We start from the raw sequence: 21,846 nt of genomic DNA on the forward strand, positions 1-21,846 counted from the left end.
TCGGGCACCCCGAGGCCCACAATTGAGTCAGCAGTTTTAGAAGGAGTCGCCGTGTCATCACCCATCGCTGCCGCTGCCGCTGCCGCCGCCGCTGTCGTCGTGACCGATCGGCTCGTCACGTTCGGCCACGAGGGCGAGCCGGCCATCTCGGTGCCGGTTCGCGTGTATTCCACTGGCGGTGCGGCATCCGCAGACATTTTCGTGTGGATGCACGGCGGCGGCTTCACGGGCGGTGACCTCGACATGCCCGAGTCCGACTGGGTGTGTCGCGAGCTCGCCGCGCGAACCGGGCGAACCGTCATCGCGGTCGACTACCGCCTGGCGACCCCCGACGGGCCGCACTACCCGATTCCGTCAGACGACGTTGTCGCGGTCTGGCGCGCGGCCTCGGCCAACCCTCGAAGTTTCACCGCGCACTCAGCCGTAGGCGAATCGGGGTCGCGCATTTCGATGGGCGGAGCTAGCGCTGGAGCGAACCTCGCCGCGGGGGCGGTATTTCGATTGAGGGATGCCGGGCATCCACTGCCCGACTCGGTGGTGCTGGTCTACCCGACCTTGCACGCCGACCAGGGGCCGCACTCAGCCGCGACTATGCAATCGTTGAGCGTCGTGCAGCCGGGCGAGCCGCGCTTTGAGCCGCTGGCCATCGCCGCGATGTACGCCACCTATCTCGGGGCCGAGCCTCCGTTCGGCCCTTCGCCGGCCGTGCCGGGCCTGCTTGCACCCGCCGACTTTCCGCCGACCTTCATCGTCACGAGCGACATCGACGACCTGCGCACATCGGGCGAGCTCTTCGGCGCGGCGCTTGCGCTCGAGGGGCGCGAGGTGCACATCGTGCGGGAGTACGGCACGCGGCACGGGCATCTGAACAGCCCCGAGCATCCCGGTGCCGCCTCCTCGATCGCGCGCATCGCAGCGTGGCTCGACGCCCACTGATCGCGTCTCGACTGCCGTGACTGCGGCTCGATCTTGCCGGCGACAGCTTGACGACCGGCCCCGTCTGACGTCGGCTACCCTCTCTGACGTCGGCTACCCCGTCTGACCTCGGCCAGCCCCTCTGCCTCAAACGGTGAGGATTCGAGCCGTGAAGCTGGCGAGCGCCGCGGTTGCGGCCCGCGAAACGGCCGCGTTCGGCACGAGAACGGGGAAGGCGTGAAATCCGCCGGCCCACACGTGCAGCTCGGCGTTGATGCCGGCCGCCCAGAGCCCACTCGCGTAGGCGACCGCTTCGTCACGAAACACCTCGGCGCTTCCGCAGTCGATATACGTCTGCGGCAGGCCCGAGAGATCTGTCGCTCGTGCCGGAGCCGCGTAGACAGACACATCGTCACCACCGCGACGGTCGCCGAGCAGGGAGCTCCAGCCGAAATTGTTCGCCTGCCTGTCCCACACCCCGACGCCGTCGATCTGCTCGGCTGAAACAGTGCGGTCGCGGTCGTCGAGCATGGGGCACATCAGAATCTGCGCGTGAAGCGCCGGGCCCTGACGGTCGCGCGCCAGCAGAGCGGTTCCTGCTGCGAGGCCACCGCCCGCGCTCGTTCCCACGATCACGATGCGCGCCGGGTCGATGCCGAGCAGGTCGGCGTTCGCTGCCGTCCACTCGAGCCCGGCGTAGCAGTCTTCGACCGGGAAGGGGTCTGGATGCTCGGGGGCGAGCCGGTACTCCACGGTCACCATGACGGCGTCGTGAACGAACATCCATTCGTCGAACGAAGCCAGGTTGTCGAGGCGGCTGCCCACGATCATCCCGCCACCGTGAATCGTGTAGAAGCAGGCAGCCGAGCCCGTGTGCCCGGGGCGTGAAATCGTCGAGACCACGATCTCGTCGCCGCGGTACCCGCTGATGGTGAAGTCGCGTCGTTCGAGCCCGCGCGCTCGCAGGGCCTCGTCGATCTCTTCATCGCTGAGGTCAGGAGTTCGCGCGAACGGCAGCATGTCGGCCGTCATGGCGAAAGGCGTATCGGTAAGCGATGCGCCGTACAACGCGGCGAGTTCGGGGTCGAACGGCGGGTGGGGGCGTTGGGCGGTCACGATTGAGCGGTGCGCGGGTGAATGGGGCACCGCTGAGCGGTTCGCGGGTGAATGGTGCGCGGCTGAGCGGTGCGCGGTTGAATGTGGCGCAGCTGAGCGTGGCGCGGCTGAGCGGTGCCCCATTGACCGGAGCGCGGCTGAATGGTCACGGCCGGCCGCTCACGACGGGTCGACCGGCAGCGCAGAATACGGGTGGGCTGCGATGCGCATCGGGGGCTCGGCGAGCAGATCGATGATCTCATCGCGCAGCTCGTCGGCGAGATCGCTGTTCTCGTACGCAGCCTTCGACTCTTCAGAGGTGAACACTTCGACGTTCCACAGCACATCGGGGTCGTCGTCTTCGCGCAGAATCGTGTACCGGTTCGACGAGTTCGACTTCTGCATGCCGACCGTGGCCAGTTCGAAGAGCCGGTCGCCCATTCCGGGCTTGGCGTGCATCTTGATGATGTAGGCGGGCTGATCCTGAAGTGCCATGTCATTCTCCGATTCGCTTACTCCGTACACCGTTCGATGTAGTGTTGTTCCCACGGTACACGTGCATGATGGTGGTGACAAGCAAGGAGATTGGATGCCCGACAAGTCGTTCGAGAGGCCATCGGTCGATCGCGCGCTCATCTGGGCTCGGCCGGAGCGTTCGGCGAAAGGCCCCGCTCCCGCCCGCAGCCGCAACGAGATCGCTGCAGCGGCCGTCGCCTTGGCTGACGCCCACGGCATTGAGGCGGTCTCGATGCGCAAACTCGCGGCCACTCTCACCATCGGCGCGGCCTCGCTCTACAGCTACGTGCTCAGCAAAGACGAGCTGCACGACCTCATGGTCGATTGGGTCGAGGGTGCGGATGCCCCGCTGCCGCCCCTGACCGGCGACTGGCGAGCCGATCTCACCGACCTCGCGCACCGAATTCGGCGCACCATTCACCGGCACCCGTGGCTCACCAGTCTCGCGGCCGGTCGGCCGAGTTTCGGCCCGAACTCGCTCGCCTCCATAGAGCACGGCCTTGCGGCGATGGATGCTCTCGACCTCAGCATCGACGACAAACTCGTCACCAGCGAGGCCCTGCACTCCTTCGTACGCGGATTCGTCACGCGAGAACTCGCCGAAGAGCAAGCCCTGCAACGAGGTGGCCTCACCGCCGAGGCGTGGGGGCGCGCCGCCCGGCCGTACATGGAGTCGATCATCGAGGGCGGCCTGTACCCCCGCTTCGCTCACGTTGTTCGAGACGCACAACTGCCCCACGAGCCAGACAGCCGCGCGCTGATTTTCTCAACCGCGCTCAACCGCGTATTGAACGGCCTGATCGCGGGCGCTCCCTAGACCCGGTTCTGCGACGTCTATCGCCGCGGTTCGTACCGAACGGGCGCGAAAGTGGTTGCCACAAGGGCCCGCAACGACTCGAGTGACGCATCGGCGCCCACGAAGCCGGCGGCGCGCGCCTGCACGAGCACGTTACCGATCGCGGTCGCCTCCACCGGCCCCGCGAGCACGGTTCGGCCGGTGCGGTCGGCCGTCAGCTGGCACAGCAGCCCGTTCTGCGACCCGCCGCCCACAATGTGAATGACCCGGATGCTCGACCCCGACAACTCCGCGGCCTGCTCGATGGTCGTGGCATACGCCGCCGCCAGGCTCTGCAGAATCGACCGCGTGAACTCGGCAGGCGTCTGCGGTGCGGCGAGCCCACGCTCAACGCACCATGCCGCAATGCGCGCGGGCATGTCGCCGGGCGCGATGAACCGCTCGTCTGCGGCATCGAACTCAGAGACGGGCGCGGTGACGGCGGCAGCCTGCGCGAGCAGCACCGTCAGGTCGATCGCGGCCCCCGATTCACGCTCCCAGGTACGCACCGACTCCGACAGCAGCCACAGCCCCGAAACGTTCTTCAGAAACCGCACCCGCCCATCGACGCCGCCCTCGTTCGTGAAGTTCGCGGCTCGCCCGGCCTCACTGATCACCGGTTGCTCGAGCTCCACCCCCACGAGTGACCATGTTCCACTCGAAATGTACGCGAACTCATCACTCGTCACCGGAACCGCCACCACCGCCGACGCCGTATCGTGCGACCCCACCGCTACCACGCTCAACCCGCGGCCGCGGCTGCCCGTACCGCCGCCGAGTCCGCCTGCGCCGCCGAGTCCGCCCGCGAGCCCAAGTCCGCCCGCGAGCCCGAGCCCGCTCGCGCGACCTCCATTCCTCCGCGGCGCTCCGAGCGCTTCCGCCACGTCGGGCAACAGCCCGCCCAGCACGTTCCCGGGCTCGATGAGCGGGGGCAGCAGTGCTGGCGCGATGCCCAGGAGGTGCAGAAGCTCGGCATCCCACGCCCGCGTCGAAGGGTTCAGCAGCCCTGTGGTCGACGCGTTCGTGATCTCGGCCGCACCGACACCCGTGAGCCAGTACCCGATCAGGTCGGGAATCAGCAGCGCGCCATCGGCCAGCGCCAGGTCTCCGGATGCCCGGTCGGCGGCCAGCTGAAACACCGTGTTGAACGGCAGATGCTGCAACCCAGTGCGCCGATAGAGCTCCTCGGCAGAGATGCGTTCGTGCACATCGGCGACCGCTGCAGAAGTGCGGTCGTCGCGGTAGTGATACGGAACCCCGAGCATCCGCCCCCCGCGCAGCAGCGCGTAGTCAACGGCCCACGAGTCGACGCCGATCGATGCCAGCTCGGGCTCTTCGCGCACGGCCGTGCGCAGCCCCGCGAGCGCTGAGCGGTACAGCTCGACGATGTTCCAATGCAGCCCGAACCCAGATGCCTCGTAGAGCCGCACGGGCTCGTTGGCGAACCGCGCCACCGACCGCAGCGAGAGCTCATTCGGCCCGACGCGGCCGAGCATCACCCGGCCGCTGGTGGCGCCCAAGTCGACGGCGGCGACGACGCCGCGCTCGCCCGAACTCATCGCAGAAACGCTGCCGCCACGCCCGCGTCAACAGGAATGTGCAGCCCCGTGGTGTGGGTGAGATCGGCCCCCGTCAGCACCGCGACCGCGTTCGCCACGTGATCGGGCAGCACCTCGCGCCCGAGAATGGTGCGCTTGGCGTAGTACGCGCCGAGCTCCTCTTCGGGCACCCCGTAGACCGCCGCGCGCTTGGCGCCCCAGCCGCCCGAGAAGATTCCCGAGCCGCGCACCACCCCGTCGGGGTTGATGCCGTTCACCTTGATTCCGTGCTCGCCGAGCTCTACCGCGAGCAACCGCACCTGGTGCGCCTGGTCGGCCTTCGTCGCCGAGTACGCGATGTTGTTCGGCCCCGCGAACACCGAGTTCTTCGACGAAATGTAGATGATGTCGCCGCCCATCTGCTGGTCGATGAGCACGCGAGCCGCGGCCCGTGACACCATGAACGAGCCCTTCGCCATGACGTTGTGCTGCAGATCCCAGTCGGCATCGGTCGTCTCGAGCAACGGCTTCGAGAGCGAGAGCCCCGCGTTGTTCACCACGAGATCAAGTCCGCCGAACTGCAGCACGCAGGCGTCGATGGCGGCCTGGATTTCGGTGGGCGAGGTGACGTTGGCGGCAACCCCGATGGCGACGTCGGTCGAACCGAGCTCTGCCGCGGCATCCTGAGCCTTCTGCAAGTCGAGATCGGCGATCACCACGCACGCACCTTCGGCGGCGAGCCGGGTGGCGATGGCCTTGCCGATGCCCGAGGCGGCGCCGGTGACCAACGCGATTCGGGTCGCGTGCGACGCAGGCTTGGGCAGCCGCGCCAGCTTGGCCTCTTCGAGCGCCCAGTATTCGATGCGAAACTTCTCGGCCTCGTCGATAGGCGCGTACGTCGACAGCGCTTCGGCCCCGCGCATCACGTTGATGGCGTTGATGTAGAACTCGCCCGCAACGCGCGCGGTCTGCTTGTTCGCGCCGTACGAGAACATTCCCACGCCCGGAATCAGCACGATGGCCGGGTCGGCCCCGCGCATCGCGGGCGAGTCGGGCGTCGCGTGCCGGTCGTAATATGCGGCGTACTCCTCGCGGTACAACGCGTGCAGCTCTTTCAGGCGCGCGATTGACTCGTCGACCGACGCCGAAGCCGGCAGGTCGAGAATGAGCGGCTTCACTTTGGTGCGCAAGAAGTGGTCGGGGCATGAGGTGCCCAATGCTCCGAGCCGCGGATGCTCGGCCGAACCCAAGAAGTCGAGCACCACCTCGGCGTCACTGAATGACCCCACCACGGGCCTGTCGCTCGACGCCAGCCCCCGAATAGTGGGGGCCAACGCCGCCGCTTTCGCGCGTCGTTCGGCCTCGGGCAGGGCGCCGTAGCCCTCGAGGGCCGGCCCGAACGGCAACTCGCGGCCGTTCGCGGCGATGTACGCGGCCGCGGTGTCGATGATCCACAGCGAATTCGCCTCCGACTCGTCAGACGTGTCACCCCAGGCCGTGATGCCGTGCCCGCCGAGAATGCACCCGAGGGCATCCGGATTCGCCTCTTTGATGGCGGCGATGTCGAGCCCGAGCTGAAAGCCGGGCCGGCGCCACGGCACCCAGACGACCTTGCCGCCGAAGACCTTCGACGTGAGCTCTTCGCCGTCTGCCGCGGTGGCAATGGCGATGCCCGAGTCGGGATGCAGGTGGTCGACGTGCGCCGCATCGACCAGGCCGTGCATGGCGGTGTCGATCGATGGAGCCGCCCCGCCCTTGCCGAAGAGGGTGTAGTCGAAGGCGGCCACCATCTCGTCTTCGCGCTCGACGCCGGGGTAGACGTTCACCAGCGAACGCAGGCGGTCGAGTCGCAGCACGGCGAGCCCCTGTTCTTTCAGGGTGCCGAGGTCGCCGCCCGAGCCTTTGACCCAGAGCAGCTCGACGTTTTCAGCCGTTACCGGGTCTCGTTCGACGCCCTTGGCCGAGGTGTTGCCGCCGGCGTAGTTGGTGTTCTTCGGGTCGGAGCCGAGCCGATTCGAGCGAGCGATCAGCTCAGCGGCGGTGGGGTTCGTCATGTGAGTGGTTCCTTCAGGTTGTTCGTTAGTCACGGGCGACCGGATGCCCGGCGGAGGTCAGAGCGCAAGCGAGCGGTTCGCGGGGTAGCCGGCCGCGCGTGCGGTGGCCGGCCGGCTATTTGCCGGCGCTGCCGACGAGATGTCATCGCGGGCGACAGGCGGGCCGGTTATCTGCCGGCGTTGCCAACGCGGTGTCATCGCGTGCGACGGGTAGGCCACGATGCTCACGCACCCCACGACGACTGCGTGCCACCGACGCGGGTCTCGGCGATCTGCTGCTGGTAGCCCGAGGCTGCGTAGGCGGCCATCGGGTCGGCGGGAAGCCCGCGAGATTCGCGCCACTCGGCGAGATCAGGGCGAACGTCGGTGTAGAACGCATCCATCAGCACGCCGTTCGCGCCGAGCACGTCTTCGGCGTTCTGCGCGGCTTCGAGCGCGGTGGTGTCGACGCTGAGAGCGCGCGCCGTCATCTCTTGCACGTTCAGCACCGAGCGAATCTGGCCCGGAATCTTGTCTTCGACGTTGTGGCACTGGTCGAGCATGAACGCCACCGGCGACGAGGAGCCGTAACCACCACCGCGTACCACCTCGAACAGAATACGAAAGAGCTGAAACGGGTCGGCCGCCCCCACGATGAGGTCGTCGTCGGCATAGAAGCGTGAGTTGAAGTCGAACGAACCGAGCTTGCCGAGGCGCAGCAATTGCATCACGATGAACTCGATGTTCGTGCCGGGAGCATGGTGACCGGTGTCGAGGCACACCATTGCGCGGTCGCCGAGCGCCGCGACCTGGGCGTACGAGGTGCCCCAATCAGGAACATCCGTGTGGTAAAAAGCCGGCTCGAAGAACTTGTATTCGAGCACCAGACGCTGCTCGGCGCCGAGCCGGTCGTAGATCTTCTGCAGCGAGTCGGCGAGACGGTCTTGGCGACCACGCAGGTCGCCCTGGCCGGGGTAGTTGGTGCCGTCGGCGAGCCAGATCTTCAGGTCGGCCGAACCCGTAGCGTGCATCACCTCGATGCACTCGAAGTGGTGGTCGATGGCCTTCTGGCGAATGCCCGCATCGATGTGGGTCAGGCTGCCGAACTTGTAGGCGTCGTCTTGAAACGTGTTCGAGTTGACCGTGCCGATGCTCACGCCGAGGTCTGCGGCCGTCTGCTTTAGAGCGGCGTAATCGTCGACCTTGTCCCAGGGAATGTGCAGGGCGACCTTCGGCGAGAGGCCGGTCAGTTTGTTGACCTGGGCCGCGTCGGTCAGCTTTTCTTGGATGCTGCGGGGCGTGCCCGGGGTGCTGAAGACCTTGAAGCGGGTGCCCGAGTTGCCGAACGCCCACGACGGCAATTCGATGACCTGAGACTCGAGCTGGCTGAGTACGGTGGGGCTGAGGGTGTTCATGAAGGCGTTCCTTTTCTCGCCGCCGTGAAGCGGGCACATCTCCTGTCTACCACATTTAAAACGTTTCATAAAGCGCCAGAATACGAATTCAGGCAACGTGGTGCGATGGATATGAAACGAATCAATTTGCGATCATGCAGACGTAGCCTCCCGCGCACTACATTGATGAAGAGCACACGAGAGCGACAGGAGGCGAGCACAGATGGCAGCAGTGAGCGTTCGCGACGTCGCCGCCCTCGCCGGTGTCTCACTCGGCACCGTCTCCAACGTGCTCAACACCCCCGATCGCGTCTCTCCGGCGACCCAGAAACGCGTTCTCGACGCCATCGAGAAACTCGGATTCGTGCGCAACGACGCTGCCCGTCAATTGCGAGCCGGCCGCAGTCGCAGCATCGGGCTCGTCGTTCTCGACATCGGCAACCCGTTCTTCACCGACCTCGCCGAGGGTGCAGAAGACCGTGCCGCCGAAGCAGGCTTCGCTCTGCTGCTCGGCAACAGTCACGGCACGGCCGCCCGAGAAACCCGCCACCTCGAACTCTTCGAAGAGCAACGTGTGCGCGGCATGCTCATTTCGCCGGTGGGCGAGATCGAACCTCAGTTGGCGCGGTTGCGTTCGCGGGGCATCCCGAGCGTGCTCGTCGACCGGTCGATTGCCGACCAATCGTTCTCGTCGGTGTCGGTCGATGACGTTGCGGGCGGGATGCTCGCGGTCAACCATTTGCTCGACGTCGGCCGGCGTCGCATCGCTTTTGTGGGCGGCCCCACCCGCATCCATCAGGTCTCAGACCGGCTCGAAGGCGCGAGTCGCGCAATCTCGGCGGTTACCGGAGCAACCCTCGAAGTTCTGAGTACCGAAGCTCTCACCGTGCTCGAAGGCCGTCGCATCGGCGCGGCACTGGTCGACCGGCCCCCCGCCGTGCGCCCCGACGCCGTGTTCGCGGCGAACGACCTGCTCGCCACCGGACTCTTACAGGCGCTCACGATGCTGAACGGCGTGCGGGTGCCTGACGACATCGCCCTCGTCGGTTACGACGACATCGCTTTCGCGTCGACCGCCGTCGTTGCGCTCACTTCCATTCGGCAGCCGAGTGCCCTGCTCGGCCGCACCGCCGTCGAACTGCTGCTCGCCGAATCGGAGGCCGCCGAGGGCCACGAGCCGCGCCAGGTGGTCTTCACGCCCGAGCTCGTGGTGCGCGAATCGACGGCGCCGTAAGTCGCTTCGCAGTCGCGCGGCAGTCGCGCGGCAGTCGCGCGGCAGTCGCGGGGCAGCCGCTTCGTAGTCGCAGGTAGGCCGCTTCATAGTCGCAGGCCAACCGTTTCAGGGCACCGTCCCAGCCACATCGCAACCCGCCTGAAACGGCAGCACACCAGAAACACCCCGGCAACACGTCGGCGCTAGGCTCGCACCATGGTTGACCTGTTCGCCGGCTATGGCGCCACCCTTTTGCCCCGAAAGCCCATCAAAGGGCCGGCCGCCTATGACGAGATGTTTCCCGAGCCCGACTCGTCGTCACCGGTAGAGGCGCGCGCCGCCTACAAAGACATATACAACGCACTGGCCCGTATGACCCAAGAAGAACTGCGCGGGCGAACGGATGCTCTGGCCAGTTCGTACCTCGCACAGGGCGTCACCTTCGACTTCGCGGGCGAAGAGCGCCCCTTTCCGCTCGACGCGGTTCCTCGCGTCATCGAGCAGAAGGAGTGGGTGGGCGTCGAGAAGGGCATCAAGCAGCGCGTTCTCGCTCTCGAGGCTTTTCTCGCCGACATCTACGGCTCGCAGAACGCCATTCGCGACGGCGTGATTCCGGCCGGTCTCGTCAGCTCGTCGAGCCACTTCCACCGCGAAGCCGCAGGAATCGTGAGCGCCAACGGCGTGCGCATTCAGGTCTCGGGCATCGACCTCATTCGCGACGAGAAGGGCGGCTGGCGCGTTCTCGAAGACAACGTGCGCGTGCCGTCGGGCGTGAGTTACGTCATCTCGAACCGCCGAGTCATGGCCCAGACCTTGCCCGAGCTCTTCGTCTCCATGCGGGTGCGCCCGGTCGGCGACTACCCGAACAAACTCCTGCAGGCGCTGCGAGCCGCCGCGCCCGAGGGAGTCGAAGACCCGAACGTGGTCGTTCTGACCCCCGGCGTCTACAACTCGGCGTACTTCGAGCACACCCTGCTCGCGCGATTGATGGGCATCGAGCTCGTCGAGGGCCGCGACCTATTCTGCTCCGGCGGACGGGTATGGATGCGCACGACGGCCGGGCCGACGCGCGTCGACGTGATCTACCGCCGCGTCGATGACGAGTTTCTCGATCCGTTGCAATTCAGGGCCGATTCGATGCTGGGTTCGCCGGGCATCCTGCTCGCCGCCCGGCTCGGCAACGTCACCATTGCGAACGCGGTCGGAAACGGGGTGGCCGACGACAAGCTCGTCTACACCTATCTGCCCGACCTGATCAGGTATTACCTCGGTGAAGAGCCGTTGATCGCAAACGTCGACACCTGGCGGCTCGAAGACCCCGGAGCACTCGAAGAGGTGCTTGACCGCCTCGACGAACTCGTGGTCAAACCCGTCGACGGCTCGGGCGGCAAGGGACTCGTCGTGGGGCCGGCCGCCTCGCCGAAAGAGCTCGAAGCCCTGCGAAAACGGCTGATCAAAGACCCGAGGGGGTGGATAGCGCAGCCGGTGATACAGCTGTCGACCATCCCGACCCTCGTTGAAGACGGTATGCGCCCGCGGCACGCCGACCTGCGGCCGTTCGCCGTGAACGACGGCAAAGACGTGTGGGTGCTGCCCGGCGGCCTCACCCGCGTGGCGCTGCCCGAGGGTGAGCTCGTGGTCAACTCGTCGCAGGGCGGCGGGTCGAAAGACACCTGGGTGGTGGGCTTCGCGGGCGGATTCTCGCCGGTCGACGGCACCGCGGTCATCGCGCAGAACATTCAGGGCCTCGTCGCCGATCAGGCCGCCAATACGCAAGCCATTCCGATCGTGGGCAAACACGCTCCCGACCATTCGCCCTACGACAAGCCGCGCTCACACCAAGACCAGCAAGAGCAGCAGCAGCAACAGCTCGCGGCAGCACCCCCCGCCCTCGCACGGCGCTCCGCCGGGCATCCGGATGCCCGCGGCCGCCTCCCACGCCCGCCACTCACCCTCGGCGAACCCCTCGCGACCCCCTCCGCGGGCGACCGCGACCTCTCCACACGAGAGCGCGAGGTTTGCGGACGAGCGCGACCGCCGCGGCCATCGCGCTCGTCCGCAAACGTCGCACCCGCCGCCGCAGCCACCGAAGGCGAGGCGGGCGCATGCTGAGCCGCATCGCAGAGTCGCTGTTCTGGATCGGGCGCTACATCGAGCGCAGCGACGGCACCGCGCGCATTCTCGACGTGCACCTTCAGCTGCTGCTCGAAGATCCGTGGATCGAAGAGAACCTCGCCTGCCGGAGCTTGCTCGCCGTAATGGGCAGCGAGATACCGCCGGATGATCACGAATTAACCCGTGCCGACGTTCTCGACATCTTGGCGGTCGATCGCACGCAACCCGCATCTATCGCCTATTCGCTCGGCGCCGCTCGCGAAAACGCCAGGCGCGCTCGCGAGATCGTCTCGACCGAGCTCTGGGAGTGCCTCAACACGACCCGCGCCCGCATGCCTCGCCGCGTTTCCGTCGAGAAGACGCACGAGTTCTTCGCGTGGGTCAGGGAGCGCTCGGCCCTCGCGGTGGGCATTCAAGAGGCCGCGGCATCCCGTGACGAAGCGTGGCACTTCTTCACGCTCGGCAGGTCGCTCGAGCGGGCCGACATGACCGCGCGGTTGCTCGCAACCCGCAGCCTCACCGAGGCTAGCGGGCCCTCGTGGACCACCATCTTGCGTTCCTGCGGAGCCTACGAGTCCTACCTGCGCACCTACCGCGGCGTGCCCTCCGCACGCAACGCCGCAGAGTTCTTGCTGCTCGACCGTCTCTTTCCGCGTTCCATTCTCTTCTCGGTGACCCGTGCCGAGCAGAGCCTGCACGACATCGAACCCCGAAACACCCGGCTCGCGGTCACCGACCAGGCGCAGCGCCTGCTCGGCCAGATTCGCAGCCAACTGGAGTACCGACCCATCATGGACATACTGCACGACCTGCCGCACCAGATGGATCTCGTTCAAGAGGCCACCAGCGAGGCATCCGAAGCCATACGGCAGCGCTACTTTCCCACGAACACCGCGCCGAGCTGGGTGGGTGAGCACGTATGACCCGCCTGCGCATCAAACACGTCACCGGTTACCGCTACGAAGGCGAGGTCGCCGCGTCATACAACGAGGCACGGATGCTCCCCGTGACCTCTGAGGGGCAATTCGTACTCTTCTCGAACCTCGACATATCGCCCATTTCGTCGAACCACTCGTACGTCGATTACTGGGGAACGCGCGTTTCGTCGTTCGAGGTGCTGACTCCGCATCAGGAGTTGTCACTCACGGCGAACTCGTTGATCGAGGTGCGGCCGCGCGAGCATCCATCGCACCAACTGTCGTGGGATGACCTGGCCGACGCCTCGGCGAAAATCACCTCGACGGTCGAGCAGATCAAGCAGACAAAGCTCACCGACCCGCCGGCCGAGGTGGCCGCGCTCGCGGCCGAGATCGCGAACGGCTTCAACGACCCGTGCGAGGCCGCGCTCGAGATCTGCACTGAGATCGGGCGGCAGGTGGAGTACATGACCGGCGTCACCGGGGTGCACACCAATGCCCGCGAGGCGTGGGTGGAGAAGAAGGGTGTGTGCCAAGACATCACGCACATCGCGCTCGGGGCCTTACGTTCGGTCGGAATTCCGGCGCGTTACGTGTCGGGGTATCTGCACCCGAAGCCCTCGGCGCCAATCGGCGAGACCGTGACGGGCGAGTCGCACGCGTGGGTGGAGTGGTTCTGCGGCGAATGGCGCGGGTTCGACCCCACCAACCAGATTGACATCGGTGACAGGCACGTGACCGTGGGTCGCGGGCGAGACTACAACGACGTGGCACCGTTGCGCGGCGTCTACGCGGGCCCCTTCGGCTCGCGCCTGTTCGTGAAGGTGGAGATCACCCGCGAGGCGTGATCTGCTGTCGGCTCCCGCGCGCGCGAGAGGCGTGACTCGTCTTTAGCCACGCCGGTTCGACGCCCTGTGAGCCTCGCTCAGGTGCGTGAGGCATGATGGGTGGGTGCCAACATTCATCGATGAATCGGGCGTCTCGATCACCTACTACGTGTGGGCGATCGACCGGCCTCGCGGCATCGTGCAGATTTCGCACGGCCTCGGCGAGCACGCCACGAGGTATGTTCAGGTCGCTCGCGAGCTGAATGACGCGGGTTACAGCGTCTACGCGAACGACCACCGCGGTCACGGGCAGACCGGCCTCGATCAGTACGGCGGCGACCACAGCCAGCTCGGCAAGCTCGGCCCGGGCGGCCTGCGGGCCACTGAAGCGAGCATTCGGCAATTCAGCACCCTGATCCGGTCGAAGAACCCCGGAATGCCGATCGTTCTGCTCGGCCACAGTTGGGGTTCACTGATGGCGCAGAAAGTCATCAATCGATCATCCGCAGGTTACGCCGGTGCAGTACTCTCGGGCACCGCCTATCGCATGCCAGGCTCGATGGATGGCGGTGACCTCAGTCGCAAGCACCGCCCCGCCGACGGCTCCGGCCATGGCTACGAATGGCTGAGCCGCGACCTCGACGTTCAGCAGGCGGCCGTCGACGATGAGCTGATGTTCGAGGCGAAGGTGCTGAAGCTCTTCGGAGTGCGCGACGGGCTACGACTCTACGGCCGGCCCGCTGCCTCGTTCGCCACCGACCTTCCCCTTCTGATTCTGGCGGGTTCTGATGACATTCTCGGCGGTGAAAAGAGCGTGCTCAAGCTCGCCGACGCATACCGCAAGGCTCAACTGCACGACGTCACGGTGAAGATCTACCCGGATGCTCGGCACGAGGTTCTGCTCGAAACGAACCGTGACGAGGTGGTGGCCGACCTCATCGCCTGGCTCGATCACCGCCTGGTGCTGCCCACCTCCCGCTGACGCCCGCCGCCGCCCGCCCGCCCGCCGCCCCCGCGCTCAGCCGTTTCACGCAAAGGCGCCTTATTCGCCCCCATAAGGTGCCTTTGCGTCAATCGAAAGGGTGCCGTGCCTCGGTAGGCTCGAAACATGCACGCGCGCTGGAGTTATGGCGTCTGCGCCGAAGACAAGATGAATAGGTTCAACTATGCACGGTGAATACAAGGTGCCCGGCGGCAAGCTCGTGGTGGTCGACCTCGAGGTGAAAGGCGGCAAGCTCGCAGACTTCCGGCTCGCGGGCGACTTCTTTCTCGAGCCCGACAGCGCGCTCGACGACATCAACGCGGCAGTGAACGGGCTCGCCGCTGACAGTGAGGCCGCTACCATCGCCGCCGCGATCAAGGCGGCGTTGCCGAAGGATGCCACGCTGCTGGGTTTTTCGGCCGAGGGCGTTGCGGTGGCCATCCGGCGCTCGCTTGCCAAGGCGACGAGTTGGCGCGATTACGACTGGCAGATCATCCACTCGAAGGCAGTCGCGCCTGTCATGCAGATGGCGCTCGACGAAGTGCTCGCGGTTGAGGTGGGGGAGGGGCGCCGGCAGCCGACACTGCGCATCTGGGAATGGGATTCGCCCGCCGTGGTCATCGGCAGCTTTCAGTCGTTGAAGAACGAGGTCGACCCCGAGAACGCGGCGAAGTACGGCTTCGACGTGGTTCGCCGGGTCAGCGGTGGTGGCGCCATGTTCATGGAGGCGGGGTCTGTTGTGACCTACTCGATCTACGCCCCCGCCGACCTCGTGCAGGGCCTGAGTTTCGCCGATTCGTACGCGTTTCTCGACGAGTGGGTGCTCGTGGCGCTGAAGTCGCTCGGAATCGACGCGACCTACGTGCCGCTGAACGACATCTCGAGCCCCACCGGCAAGATCGGCGGCGCCGCCCAGAAGCGCCTCGGCAACGGTGCGGTGCTGCACCACGTCACCATGAGCTACGACATCGACGGCGAGAAGATGGTGCAAGTGTTGCGCATCGGCCGCGAGAAGATGAGCGACAAGGGCACGAAGTCGGCCGCAAAGCGGGTCGACCCCCTGCGCAGCCAGACCGGTTTGACGCGCCAAGAGATCATCGAGCGCATGATGGAGACCTTCACCACGCTCTACGGCGCCACCCCCGGCGACATCACCGCCGACGAATACGCGAAAGCCGAGCATCTGGTCGAAACCAAGTTCGGCACCCGCGAGTGGATCGAGCGCGTGCCCTAATCACGCCTGACCCGAATCGCGCCCGCCGACCTCCACCGGCCGTTCTCACACCAGCAGCTGGCCAGCCTCGAAGTCGACCAGCACGCTGTCATGGTGATGACCGAGCCGGGCGGGCAGATGCGACCCGGGGTACAGCCCGCGCAGCCCCTCAGCGCTCACCGGATTGCCGATGCTCACACGATACGGCGATGCCTCGGGCGGCAAGACCGTCATCGTCACGAGATGAATTTCGCGGTCGCGGTAGTCGTGAAATCCCAGGTAGCGCGACGAGACAATGGTGACCGCGATCAGTTTGCCGTTCGCAGTGAGCCAGTCGGCGCTACCCGTGTCAGCCTCATCCGAGTGCGGCGGCCGGCCCATGCGCACACAGGGCGCAGGTCGAGTGAGGTCGATCGTGATGCGGGTTTTGTCATGAGCATCCACCCAGACCGCGCGAGACTCGGTGCCAGAATTCAGCTGAGCGATGTGGATGTCGGGCACACGCTGGTAGGCCGTGGCCATGAACGGCAGCCCGCCTTCGGAGACCACCTGCAACAAAATGGCGCAGGTGGTCTCGTGCATTCCGTCGTCGCCGATGCCCCCGCCGATCAGCGTGTCGCCACCGCGGCGGCCCGGCGTAACCGAGACGATTGTGCCGTGCCCGGGCACCCCCGTTTTGATCAACTCACTATCGGCCACGCCGAAGGTGCGCGAGGCGGCAGACGACGCTTTTGAGAAGAATCCCATGCGCCTAGCCTACGTCATAACTGAGAGTTGCTCGAATAAAGCCTTTCGGCCAGCGGCCCCAGCCCGGCTCAGCCCCGCTCGACCAGCTCGTGGTACTCGGGGTGCTCGTCGATCCAGCGCGCCATGAACGGGCACTGCGGCACCACCTTCAACCCCGTCGAGACCCGCACGTCGTCGAGCGCACCCTTCACGAGCTCGCCGCCGATACCCTTGCGCCGCCTGGCCGGGTCGACCTCGGTGTGGGTGAAGACAATCTCGTCGCCGTGCAGCCGATAGTCGATGAACCCGGCCTCTGCTCCGTCGTCGAGCAGCACGTAGCGATTGTTCTCGGGGTGATTGGTGATCTCGGTACTCATCGTGCTCCCGAGGGTACGCCGGGGTTCTGGCTGGTGCCAGCACCACGCGGGGGCTGTCACAATGAGACAATGCCTGCTACGTCGCCTCCATCTTCGGCACCGGATGCTCAGGCGCTCGGCACCGGGGGCCGCATCGTTCAGGCGAACAACCTCGACGTACTACCCACCCTCGCCAGCGGGTCGTTCACTCTAATCTACCTCGACCCGCCGTTCAACACCGGCCGCGTGCAACGGCGGCAGGGCACAACGGCGGTTCGGGCATCCGCCGGCACCGGAACAATCACCGGATTCAAGGGCAACAGTTACGACCGCATCAAGGGCGACCTGCTGCGCTACGACGATGTTTTCGAGAATTATTGGGAGTTTCTCGAGCCCCGCCTGCTCGAGGCCTGGCGCCTGTTGGCTGACGACGGAACCCTCTACCTGCACCTCGATTACCGTGAGGCGCACTACGCCAAAGTGCTGCTCGATGCGCTCTTCGGCCGCGAAAGCTTCTTGAACGAGATCATCTGGGCCTACGACTACGGGGCGAAGTCGAAGACGCGCTGGCCCACTAAGCACGACACGATTCTGGTCTACGTGAAGAACCCCGACGCCTACTTCTTCAACTCAGAAGAGGTCGACCGCGAGCCGTACATGGCGCCGGGCCTCGTGACGCCCGAGCGTGCTGCACGCGGCAAGCTGCCCACGGATGTGTGGTGGCACACCATCGTCTCGCCCACGGGCCACGAGAAGACGGGTTACCCCACCCAGAAGCCCGAGGGCATTCTGCGTCGCATCGTGCAGGCCTCGTCGAGGCCCGATGACGCGGTGCTCGACTTCTTCGCCGGCAGCGGCACCACCGGCGCCGTGGCCTCGGCCCTCGGCCGTCGCTTCACGCTCGTCGACCAGAATCCCGAGGCCATCGCGGTCATGCGCGCCCGCCTCCCCGGCGCCACCTTCGAGGCCCTTGACTCTCGAGCCTAAGCGAGTAATACTCGATTAAGCTCGCGGTCGATTCGGGGGAACTACCGCCTAATCGAGTGGGTGGGGCATGTCATCTTCGAAGCACATTGTGCACGGCATTATTGCGGCGTCAGTGGCTATTGCGGTGTCGGCCGTGGGGGTGCAAACGGTACAGGCGGCAGAAGTGCCGAAGATCTCGCTTGCGACGGTCCGTGATCCCAGCCACCTGCTTCCGCCCTACCCAGGCCCCATTTCGAAATCCGGCGCAAAACGACTTCAGCCGATGGTCGATCGCGGCTAGGGCCGCCCGAACTCAGCCGTGGCGGGGCTGGCGCGGCTCCTCACCCGCGGGCGCAGCCGGAGCCGCAGGCGCCGTCGAGGTGGCCGCGGGGGCGGCGGTGCCGGCGCTCGCACCCGCGGCGGAAGGCTCGCCGGCGAAGCCGGGGGCCTCCGCTCCGGCTGCGTCTACCGAGACCGGGATGCCGTTTGGCTGCTCTGACGAGGTGCCGGGCTCGATCATCGCGCCCGCGATGTTGGCTGCCGCAACAGCTTCGGCGGCCAGAACGTCGTCACGGGCATCCAAGTCGCTCGCCTCTTGCATGGCCGACTTCGCACGCAGCGGCGGAGCCTTCAAGAACAGCGCCAGCACGAAGGCCACCACTACGACGGCCAGCGTGATCCAGAACACCGCAGCGATAGCATACGAGAACCCGCTCAAGAACGGGAACGCGAGTCGCGGGTCGATCACGTTCAAGAACGCCGTGTCGCCGTTCAGCGCGTTGCCGATGGCGGTGATGTCGTTCGTCTGAATCCAGCCGAGAATCTGCGTGTTCGCCGGGTTGCTGGTGACGCTCGGGTCTGCCGCCGCGGCCGCGATTCCGGCCTGAGTGGATGGCCACGAGAACGCGTCGGCGACGGTCGTGGGCAGGCGCGTGAAGATGAACGAGAACACGACAGCGGTGCCCAGCGTTCCGCCGATGGAGCGGAAGAACGTCGAGGCGCTCGTGGCTACGCCGATGTCTCGTGGCCCGACGGAGTTCTGCGATGCGATGGTGAGCGTCTGCATCATCTGGCCGAGCCCGAGACCGATGACGAACATACCGGTCATCACGTACCAGAGCTGTTTGTCGACCGTCAAGAACGTCATCATGAAGAACCCGATGGCCATTAAAGCCGTGCCGATGACGGGAAACTTCTTGTACCGCCCGGTGCGCGCGATGAGCTGACCCGAAACGATGGAGGCGATCATCAACCCCAGAATCATGGGCAGCATCAAGAAGCCCGACTCGGTGGGTGTTGCACCCTTCACGATCTGCAGGTAGAGCGGAACGGTCAGCAGCGCCCCGAACATCCCGAAACCAACGAGCACGCCGAGCACCGTGGCCACCGAGAACGTCGACGATTTGAACAGTTTCAGCGGTATCAGCGCGTCGTCGCCCATTCGGCGCTCGACGAAGATGAACGCGATGATGCCGATGAACGAGAGGGCGTAGCAGGCCCAGGCGCCACCAGAGCCCCAGCCCCAATCGCGGCCCTGCTCGGCGATGAGCAGCAACGGCACGAGTGCAAGCACCACCATCGCGGCGCCCCACCAGTCGATGCGGGCGTTTCGCTTGGTGTGCGGCAGATGCAGGTACCGCAGCACGACCACGAGCGCCACAACGCCGATGGGAATGTTGATCAGAAACACCCAGCGCCAGCCGGTGATGAACAGAATCGAGTCTGCGCCCGAGAGCAACCCGCCGAGCAGCGGGCCGATGACGCTCGCGATACCGAAGGTCGCCAAGAAGTAACCCTGGTACTTCGCGCGTTCGCGGGGCGCGAGCATGTCGCCCATGATCGCGAGCGGCAGCGCCATCAGCCCACCGGCGCCCGCGCCCTGGATGCCCCGGAACACCGCCAGCTCGTACATCGAGGTCGACAACCCGGCGAGCAACGACCCCACCAAGAAAATGGTGATGGCGATGATGAACAGCGGCCGCCGCCCGAAGATGTCAGAGAGCTTGCCGTAGATCGGTGTTGAAATGGTCGACATGATCAGGTAGGCCGTGGTCACCCACGCCTGCAGGCTGAGCCCGTGCAGATCGTCAGAGATCGTACGCATCGAGGTGCCCACGATGGTCTGGTCGAGGGCGCCTAGGAACATGCCGGCCATGAGTGCGACGATGATCACCAGAATCTGCCGGTGAGTCATCACTCCGCCCGCGTCTTTGATCTGCTGAGCCCGGTCTTTACCGGTTGTGCTTGTGCGCGACATGAGATTCCTGACCAGAAAACGGCGAATGGATGCACGAAAAAAGTTTGCGGTGTCTGCAAAGTTACACCCGGCGAAAGATGGGTGCAAGCTGAGAGCGCAGGGCACACTCTCCCGTGGCTCACACGCCAGTCATACCGAATCCATAGGTTCGGGTGATGGTCTGGGTGGGTGTTAACAACCCGTCGTGCCTTTCTCACCCTCGCTGCCGGTTCTGGCCTGATGGCGTTGGCGGGGTGCGCGGCGCTCAGTGCCTCGGGTGAGGAATCGAGGGCCGGTACGCCCACTCCGACGCTCTCGGCCGGGCCCGCGGTGACTGCCGCGAGTGTCGCGATCGGGTCGCTCTCAGGCGGTACGACGGTGCGGTTGACCGGGTCGTCGCTCGCCGAGGTTGTGGGGGTGACGGTGGGGGCGAACCCTGCAGCATCCATTGCCCTGATCGACGCGAACACGGTGAGCTTTGTGACGCCGGCGGCCGTCGACTATCAGCCCGCTAACGCGCCGATCACGCTGACTCAGGCCGACGGAACGGTGATCGACACCGCGAAACAGTTCTCGTACCAGGCGGTTACCTCCGTCGACAAACAGCTGCAGTACGCCTTCACCTATTGGCAGAACTACAACCTTGCCGAATGGGGAATCTTCAGCGACAACGACTGCGGCAACTTCGTGAACCAGACGCTCGTCGCTCGCGGTTGGGCGCAGAACACCGACTGGTACAGCGACTATGTGTCGAACGGTGATTACAGCCTGAGCTGGATTCGCGGCACCGAGATGGACGACTACCTTGCCTCGCGGCCCGACACCACACGCCTCGAGCTGGCCGATCGAGCCCGGCTGAAAATCGGTGACGTGGTGATGTTCGACTGGGATCCGCAGAACAACAACGGCCCCGACCACACCATGGTGGTGTCGCGGGTGGTGCCGAACGACGACGGATCGATCTCGATCAAGCTCGTGGGGCACACCGTCGATGCGCAATACCGCGACCTCGACCAAGCCATCACGGTCGACAACCCGGGGGGTACGGCGCACTTCTACAGCATCGCCTGAGTCTGAGTCTGATCCCCTCCATAGATGTGGTCGAAGGTGCCCTTCAGCTGCGTGAAATCGCCCGTCTGCTGGTAGGCGCGGTTGGCGATGATCATGTCGCTACGCGAGCCCGACGGGAGGCAACTCGCCGGGTCGATTGGAATACCGAGGTGCGCGCTCATCCACAGGGTGAAGACGAACATGGTGCGGCCGTTTCCGTCGCGAAAGGGGTGTACTGCATTGAGTTCGCCACATTCGGCCAGTCGCTCGAGCTTTTCGGGGCGGCTCAACGACGTGTTCGCCAACACGAGCTGCAGGTGGGTGAAGATGGCGGTAGCGGCCTCAGAGATTTCGGGGCCCGGGTAGTACTGTTCTCGCACGAGAATTGCCTCGGGGTCGCCCGGCGCGTACTGGGTGCTGTCGCGGGCGTATCTGACGAGGGGGGTATCTGGGCCGACTCGTTCGGTGCCGGCCCAGTCGAAGATGTCGGAGAAGATGCGGCGGTGAGTGAGTTTCAGGTGGTCGTAGTCGAAGTAGCCTTCTGCGGGGTTGAAGGTCAACTCGACCAGTCGCAGATGCGTGATCTGAATCTCGAGTTCGCGAAACAGCCTGGTGTCGTCGATGCCGTCGGGGTGCTCATCGTCAACCAACCGGTTGCGCAGGCCGATGGTGCCGGGAATCAGGTAGTCCTCGAAGGAGCGAGCTCGAAAGGTGCGACGCTCAGAGCGCCGCAGACCCGCTGCGTGAATGGTCTCGAGCACGGCATCGTCGGCCGACATGCGTTCGGCGGCGACAGCGGTGACGCGGGCGCGATGCTGGCCGGCGGCTTCGGGGCCATCGACCATGCTGATGACGGCTTGCGCCCATTGCATTCGCTGCGCGATCTCGTCTGGGCTGATCGCCGGGTGAGGTGGGCGCG

The 21,846-nt window shown here is 65.7% G+C and carries 21 protein-coding genes; 12 read left to right on the plus strand and 9 right to left on the minus strand.

Going from position 1 to position 21,846, the window contains the following annotated elements; translation table 11 throughout:
- Window positions 1-51: 51 nt before the first annotated feature.
- Window positions 52-936, plus strand: a complete 885-nt coding sequence (locus tag IEX24_RS16760; RefSeq protein WP_188680318.1) for an alpha/beta hydrolase fold domain-containing protein — start codon at window positions 52-54, stop codon at window positions 934-936.
- A gap of 126 nt (window positions 937-1,062) precedes the next feature.
- Here IEX24_RS16760 and IEX24_RS16765 read toward each other — a convergent pair whose 3' ends face one another.
- On the minus strand, window positions 1,063-2,031 hold the full coding sequence (locus IEX24_RS16765; RefSeq protein ID WP_229715450.1) for an alpha/beta hydrolase fold domain-containing protein: 969 nt from the start codon (window positions 2,029-2,031) through the stop codon (window positions 1,063-1,065).
- Between IEX24_RS16765 and IEX24_RS20090 the strand changes: the two genes are divergently transcribed.
- Window positions 1,971-2,267: a pentapeptide repeat-containing protein gene (locus tag IEX24_RS20090; RefSeq protein WP_372435752.1), complete on the plus strand. Its 297-nt coding sequence runs from the start codon at window positions 1,971-1,973 to the stop codon at window positions 2,265-2,267. The genes IEX24_RS16765 and IEX24_RS20090 overlap by 61 nt on opposite strands.
- On the opposite strand, the gene IEX24_RS16775 is transcribed toward IEX24_RS20090, so the two are convergent.
- Window positions 2,191-2,505: a putative quinol monooxygenase gene (locus IEX24_RS16775; protein WP_188680322.1), complete on the minus strand. Its 315-nt coding sequence runs from the start codon at window positions 2,503-2,505 to the stop codon at window positions 2,191-2,193. The genes IEX24_RS20090 and IEX24_RS16775 overlap by 77 nt on opposite strands.
- A 94-nt stretch (window positions 2,506-2,599) precedes the next feature.
- Here IEX24_RS16775 and IEX24_RS16780 point away from each other — a divergent pair, with 94 nt between their 5' ends.
- Window positions 2,600-3,343, plus strand: a complete 744-nt coding sequence (locus IEX24_RS16780) for a TetR/AcrR family transcriptional regulator (RefSeq protein ID WP_188680324.1) — start codon at window positions 2,600-2,602, stop codon at window positions 3,341-3,343.
- 17 nt (window positions 3,344-3,360) lie between these two features.
- On the opposite strand, the gene IEX24_RS16785 is transcribed toward IEX24_RS16780, so the two are convergent.
- From IEX24_RS16785 to rhaI, 3 genes are all read right to left on the minus strand, one after another.
- Window positions 3,361-4,920, minus strand: a complete 1,560-nt coding sequence (locus IEX24_RS16785) for a rhamnulokinase (protein WP_188680326.1) — start codon at window positions 4,918-4,920, stop codon at window positions 3,361-3,363.
- Window positions 4,917-6,953 (minus strand): bifunctional aldolase/short-chain dehydrogenase, encoded by a 2,037-nt coding sequence (locus tag IEX24_RS16790; RefSeq protein ID WP_188680329.1) that lies wholly within the window; start codon window positions 6,951-6,953, stop codon window positions 4,917-4,919. The genes IEX24_RS16785 and IEX24_RS16790 overlap by 4 nt, the downstream gene beginning before the upstream one ends.
- A 224-nt stretch (window positions 6,954-7,177) precedes the next feature.
- Window positions 7,178-8,347: an L-rhamnose isomerase gene (gene rhaI / locus IEX24_RS16795; protein ID WP_188680331.1), complete on the minus strand. Its 1,170-nt coding sequence runs from the start codon at window positions 8,345-8,347 to the stop codon at window positions 7,178-7,180.
- Window positions 8,348-8,549: 202 nt separating this feature from the next.
- Between rhaI and IEX24_RS16800 the strand changes: the two genes are divergently transcribed.
- The 6 genes from IEX24_RS16800 (at window position 8,550) to lplAB (ending at window position 15,614) form a co-directional block, all read left to right on the plus strand.
- Entirely contained in the window at window positions 8,550-9,560 is a 1,011-nt protein-coding gene (locus IEX24_RS16800; protein ID WP_188680334.1) for a LacI family DNA-binding transcriptional regulator, read from the plus strand.
- Between the two features lie 195 nt (window positions 9,561-9,755).
- Window positions 9,756-11,651, plus strand: a complete 1,896-nt coding sequence (locus tag IEX24_RS16805) for a circularly permuted type 2 ATP-grasp protein (protein WP_229715452.1) — start codon at window positions 9,756-9,758, stop codon at window positions 11,649-11,651.
- Window positions 11,645-12,577 carry an alpha-E domain-containing protein gene (locus IEX24_RS16810; RefSeq protein WP_188680336.1) on the plus strand — a complete coding sequence of 311 codons (933 nt, stop codon included), beginning with the start codon at window positions 11,645-11,647 and terminating at the stop codon, window positions 12,575-12,577. The genes IEX24_RS16805 and IEX24_RS16810 overlap by 7 nt, the downstream gene beginning before the upstream one ends.
- Window positions 12,574-13,419: a transglutaminase family protein gene (locus tag IEX24_RS16815; RefSeq protein ID WP_188680337.1), complete on the plus strand. Its 846-nt coding sequence runs from the start codon at window positions 12,574-12,576 to the stop codon at window positions 13,417-13,419. The genes IEX24_RS16810 and IEX24_RS16815 overlap by 4 nt, the downstream gene beginning before the upstream one ends.
- 103 nt (window positions 13,420-13,522) lie before the next feature.
- The gene (locus IEX24_RS16820) at window positions 13,523-14,380 is read left to right on the plus strand and encodes an alpha/beta hydrolase (RefSeq protein ID WP_188680339.1); all 858 of its coding nucleotides are present in this window, start codon (window positions 13,523-13,525) and stop codon (window positions 14,378-14,380) included.
- Between the two features lie 184 nt (window positions 14,381-14,564).
- Window positions 14,565-15,614, plus strand: a complete 1,050-nt coding sequence (lplAB, locus tag IEX24_RS16825) for a lipoate-protein ligase LplAB (RefSeq protein WP_188680341.1) — start codon at window positions 14,565-14,567, stop codon at window positions 15,612-15,614.
- A gap of 45 nt (window positions 15,615-15,659) precedes the next feature.
- On the opposite strand, the gene IEX24_RS16830 is transcribed toward lplAB, so the two are convergent.
- Window positions 15,660-16,340, minus strand: a complete 681-nt coding sequence (locus IEX24_RS16830) for a hypothetical protein (protein ID WP_188680343.1) — start codon at window positions 16,338-16,340, stop codon at window positions 15,660-15,662.
- A gap of 68 nt (window positions 16,341-16,408) precedes the next feature.
- On the minus strand, window positions 16,409-16,696 hold the full coding sequence (locus IEX24_RS16835; RefSeq protein WP_188680345.1) for a GNAT family N-acetyltransferase: 288 nt from the start codon (window positions 16,694-16,696) through the stop codon (window positions 16,409-16,411).
- Between the two features lie 69 nt (window positions 16,697-16,765).
- Here IEX24_RS16835 and IEX24_RS16840 point away from each other — a divergent pair, with 69 nt between their 5' ends.
- Complete coding sequence (locus IEX24_RS16840) at window positions 16,766-17,662, plus strand: DNA-methyltransferase (protein ID WP_188680347.1); 897 nt, start codon at window positions 16,766-16,768, stop codon at window positions 17,660-17,662.
- Between the two features lie 67 nt (window positions 17,663-17,729).
- On the plus strand, window positions 17,730-17,942 hold the full coding sequence (locus IEX24_RS16845) for a hypothetical protein (RefSeq protein ID WP_188680349.1): 213 nt from the start codon (window positions 17,730-17,732) through the stop codon (window positions 17,940-17,942).
- Between the two features lie 12 nt (window positions 17,943-17,954).
- Here IEX24_RS16845 and IEX24_RS16850 read toward each other — a convergent pair whose 3' ends face one another.
- Window positions 17,955-19,898, minus strand: a complete 1,944-nt coding sequence (locus IEX24_RS16850; protein ID WP_443741645.1) for an MDR family MFS transporter — start codon at window positions 19,896-19,898, stop codon at window positions 17,955-17,957.
- 168 nt (window positions 19,899-20,066) lie between these two features.
- On the opposite strand from IEX24_RS16850, the gene IEX24_RS16855 reads away from it, so the two are divergent.
- Window positions 20,067-20,948, plus strand: coding sequence for an amidase domain-containing protein (locus tag IEX24_RS16855; protein WP_188680351.1), 882 nt, complete (start codon window positions 20,067-20,069; stop codon window positions 20,946-20,948).
- Here the strand turns inward: IEX24_RS16855 and IEX24_RS16860 are convergent.
- Entirely contained in the window at window positions 20,933-21,799 is an 867-nt protein-coding gene (locus IEX24_RS16860) for a Fic/DOC family protein (RefSeq protein WP_188680353.1), read from the minus strand. The two genes, IEX24_RS16855 and IEX24_RS16860, sit on opposite strands and share 16 nt — an antisense overlap.
- Window positions 21,800-21,846: the final 47 nt, after the last annotated feature.

Origin of the sequence: Subtercola lobariae (assembly GCF_014640255.1) — a bacterium.
In the GTDB taxonomy this organism is placed as follows: domain Bacteria; phylum Actinomycetota; class Actinomycetes; order Actinomycetales; family Microbacteriaceae; genus Subtercola; species Subtercola lobariae.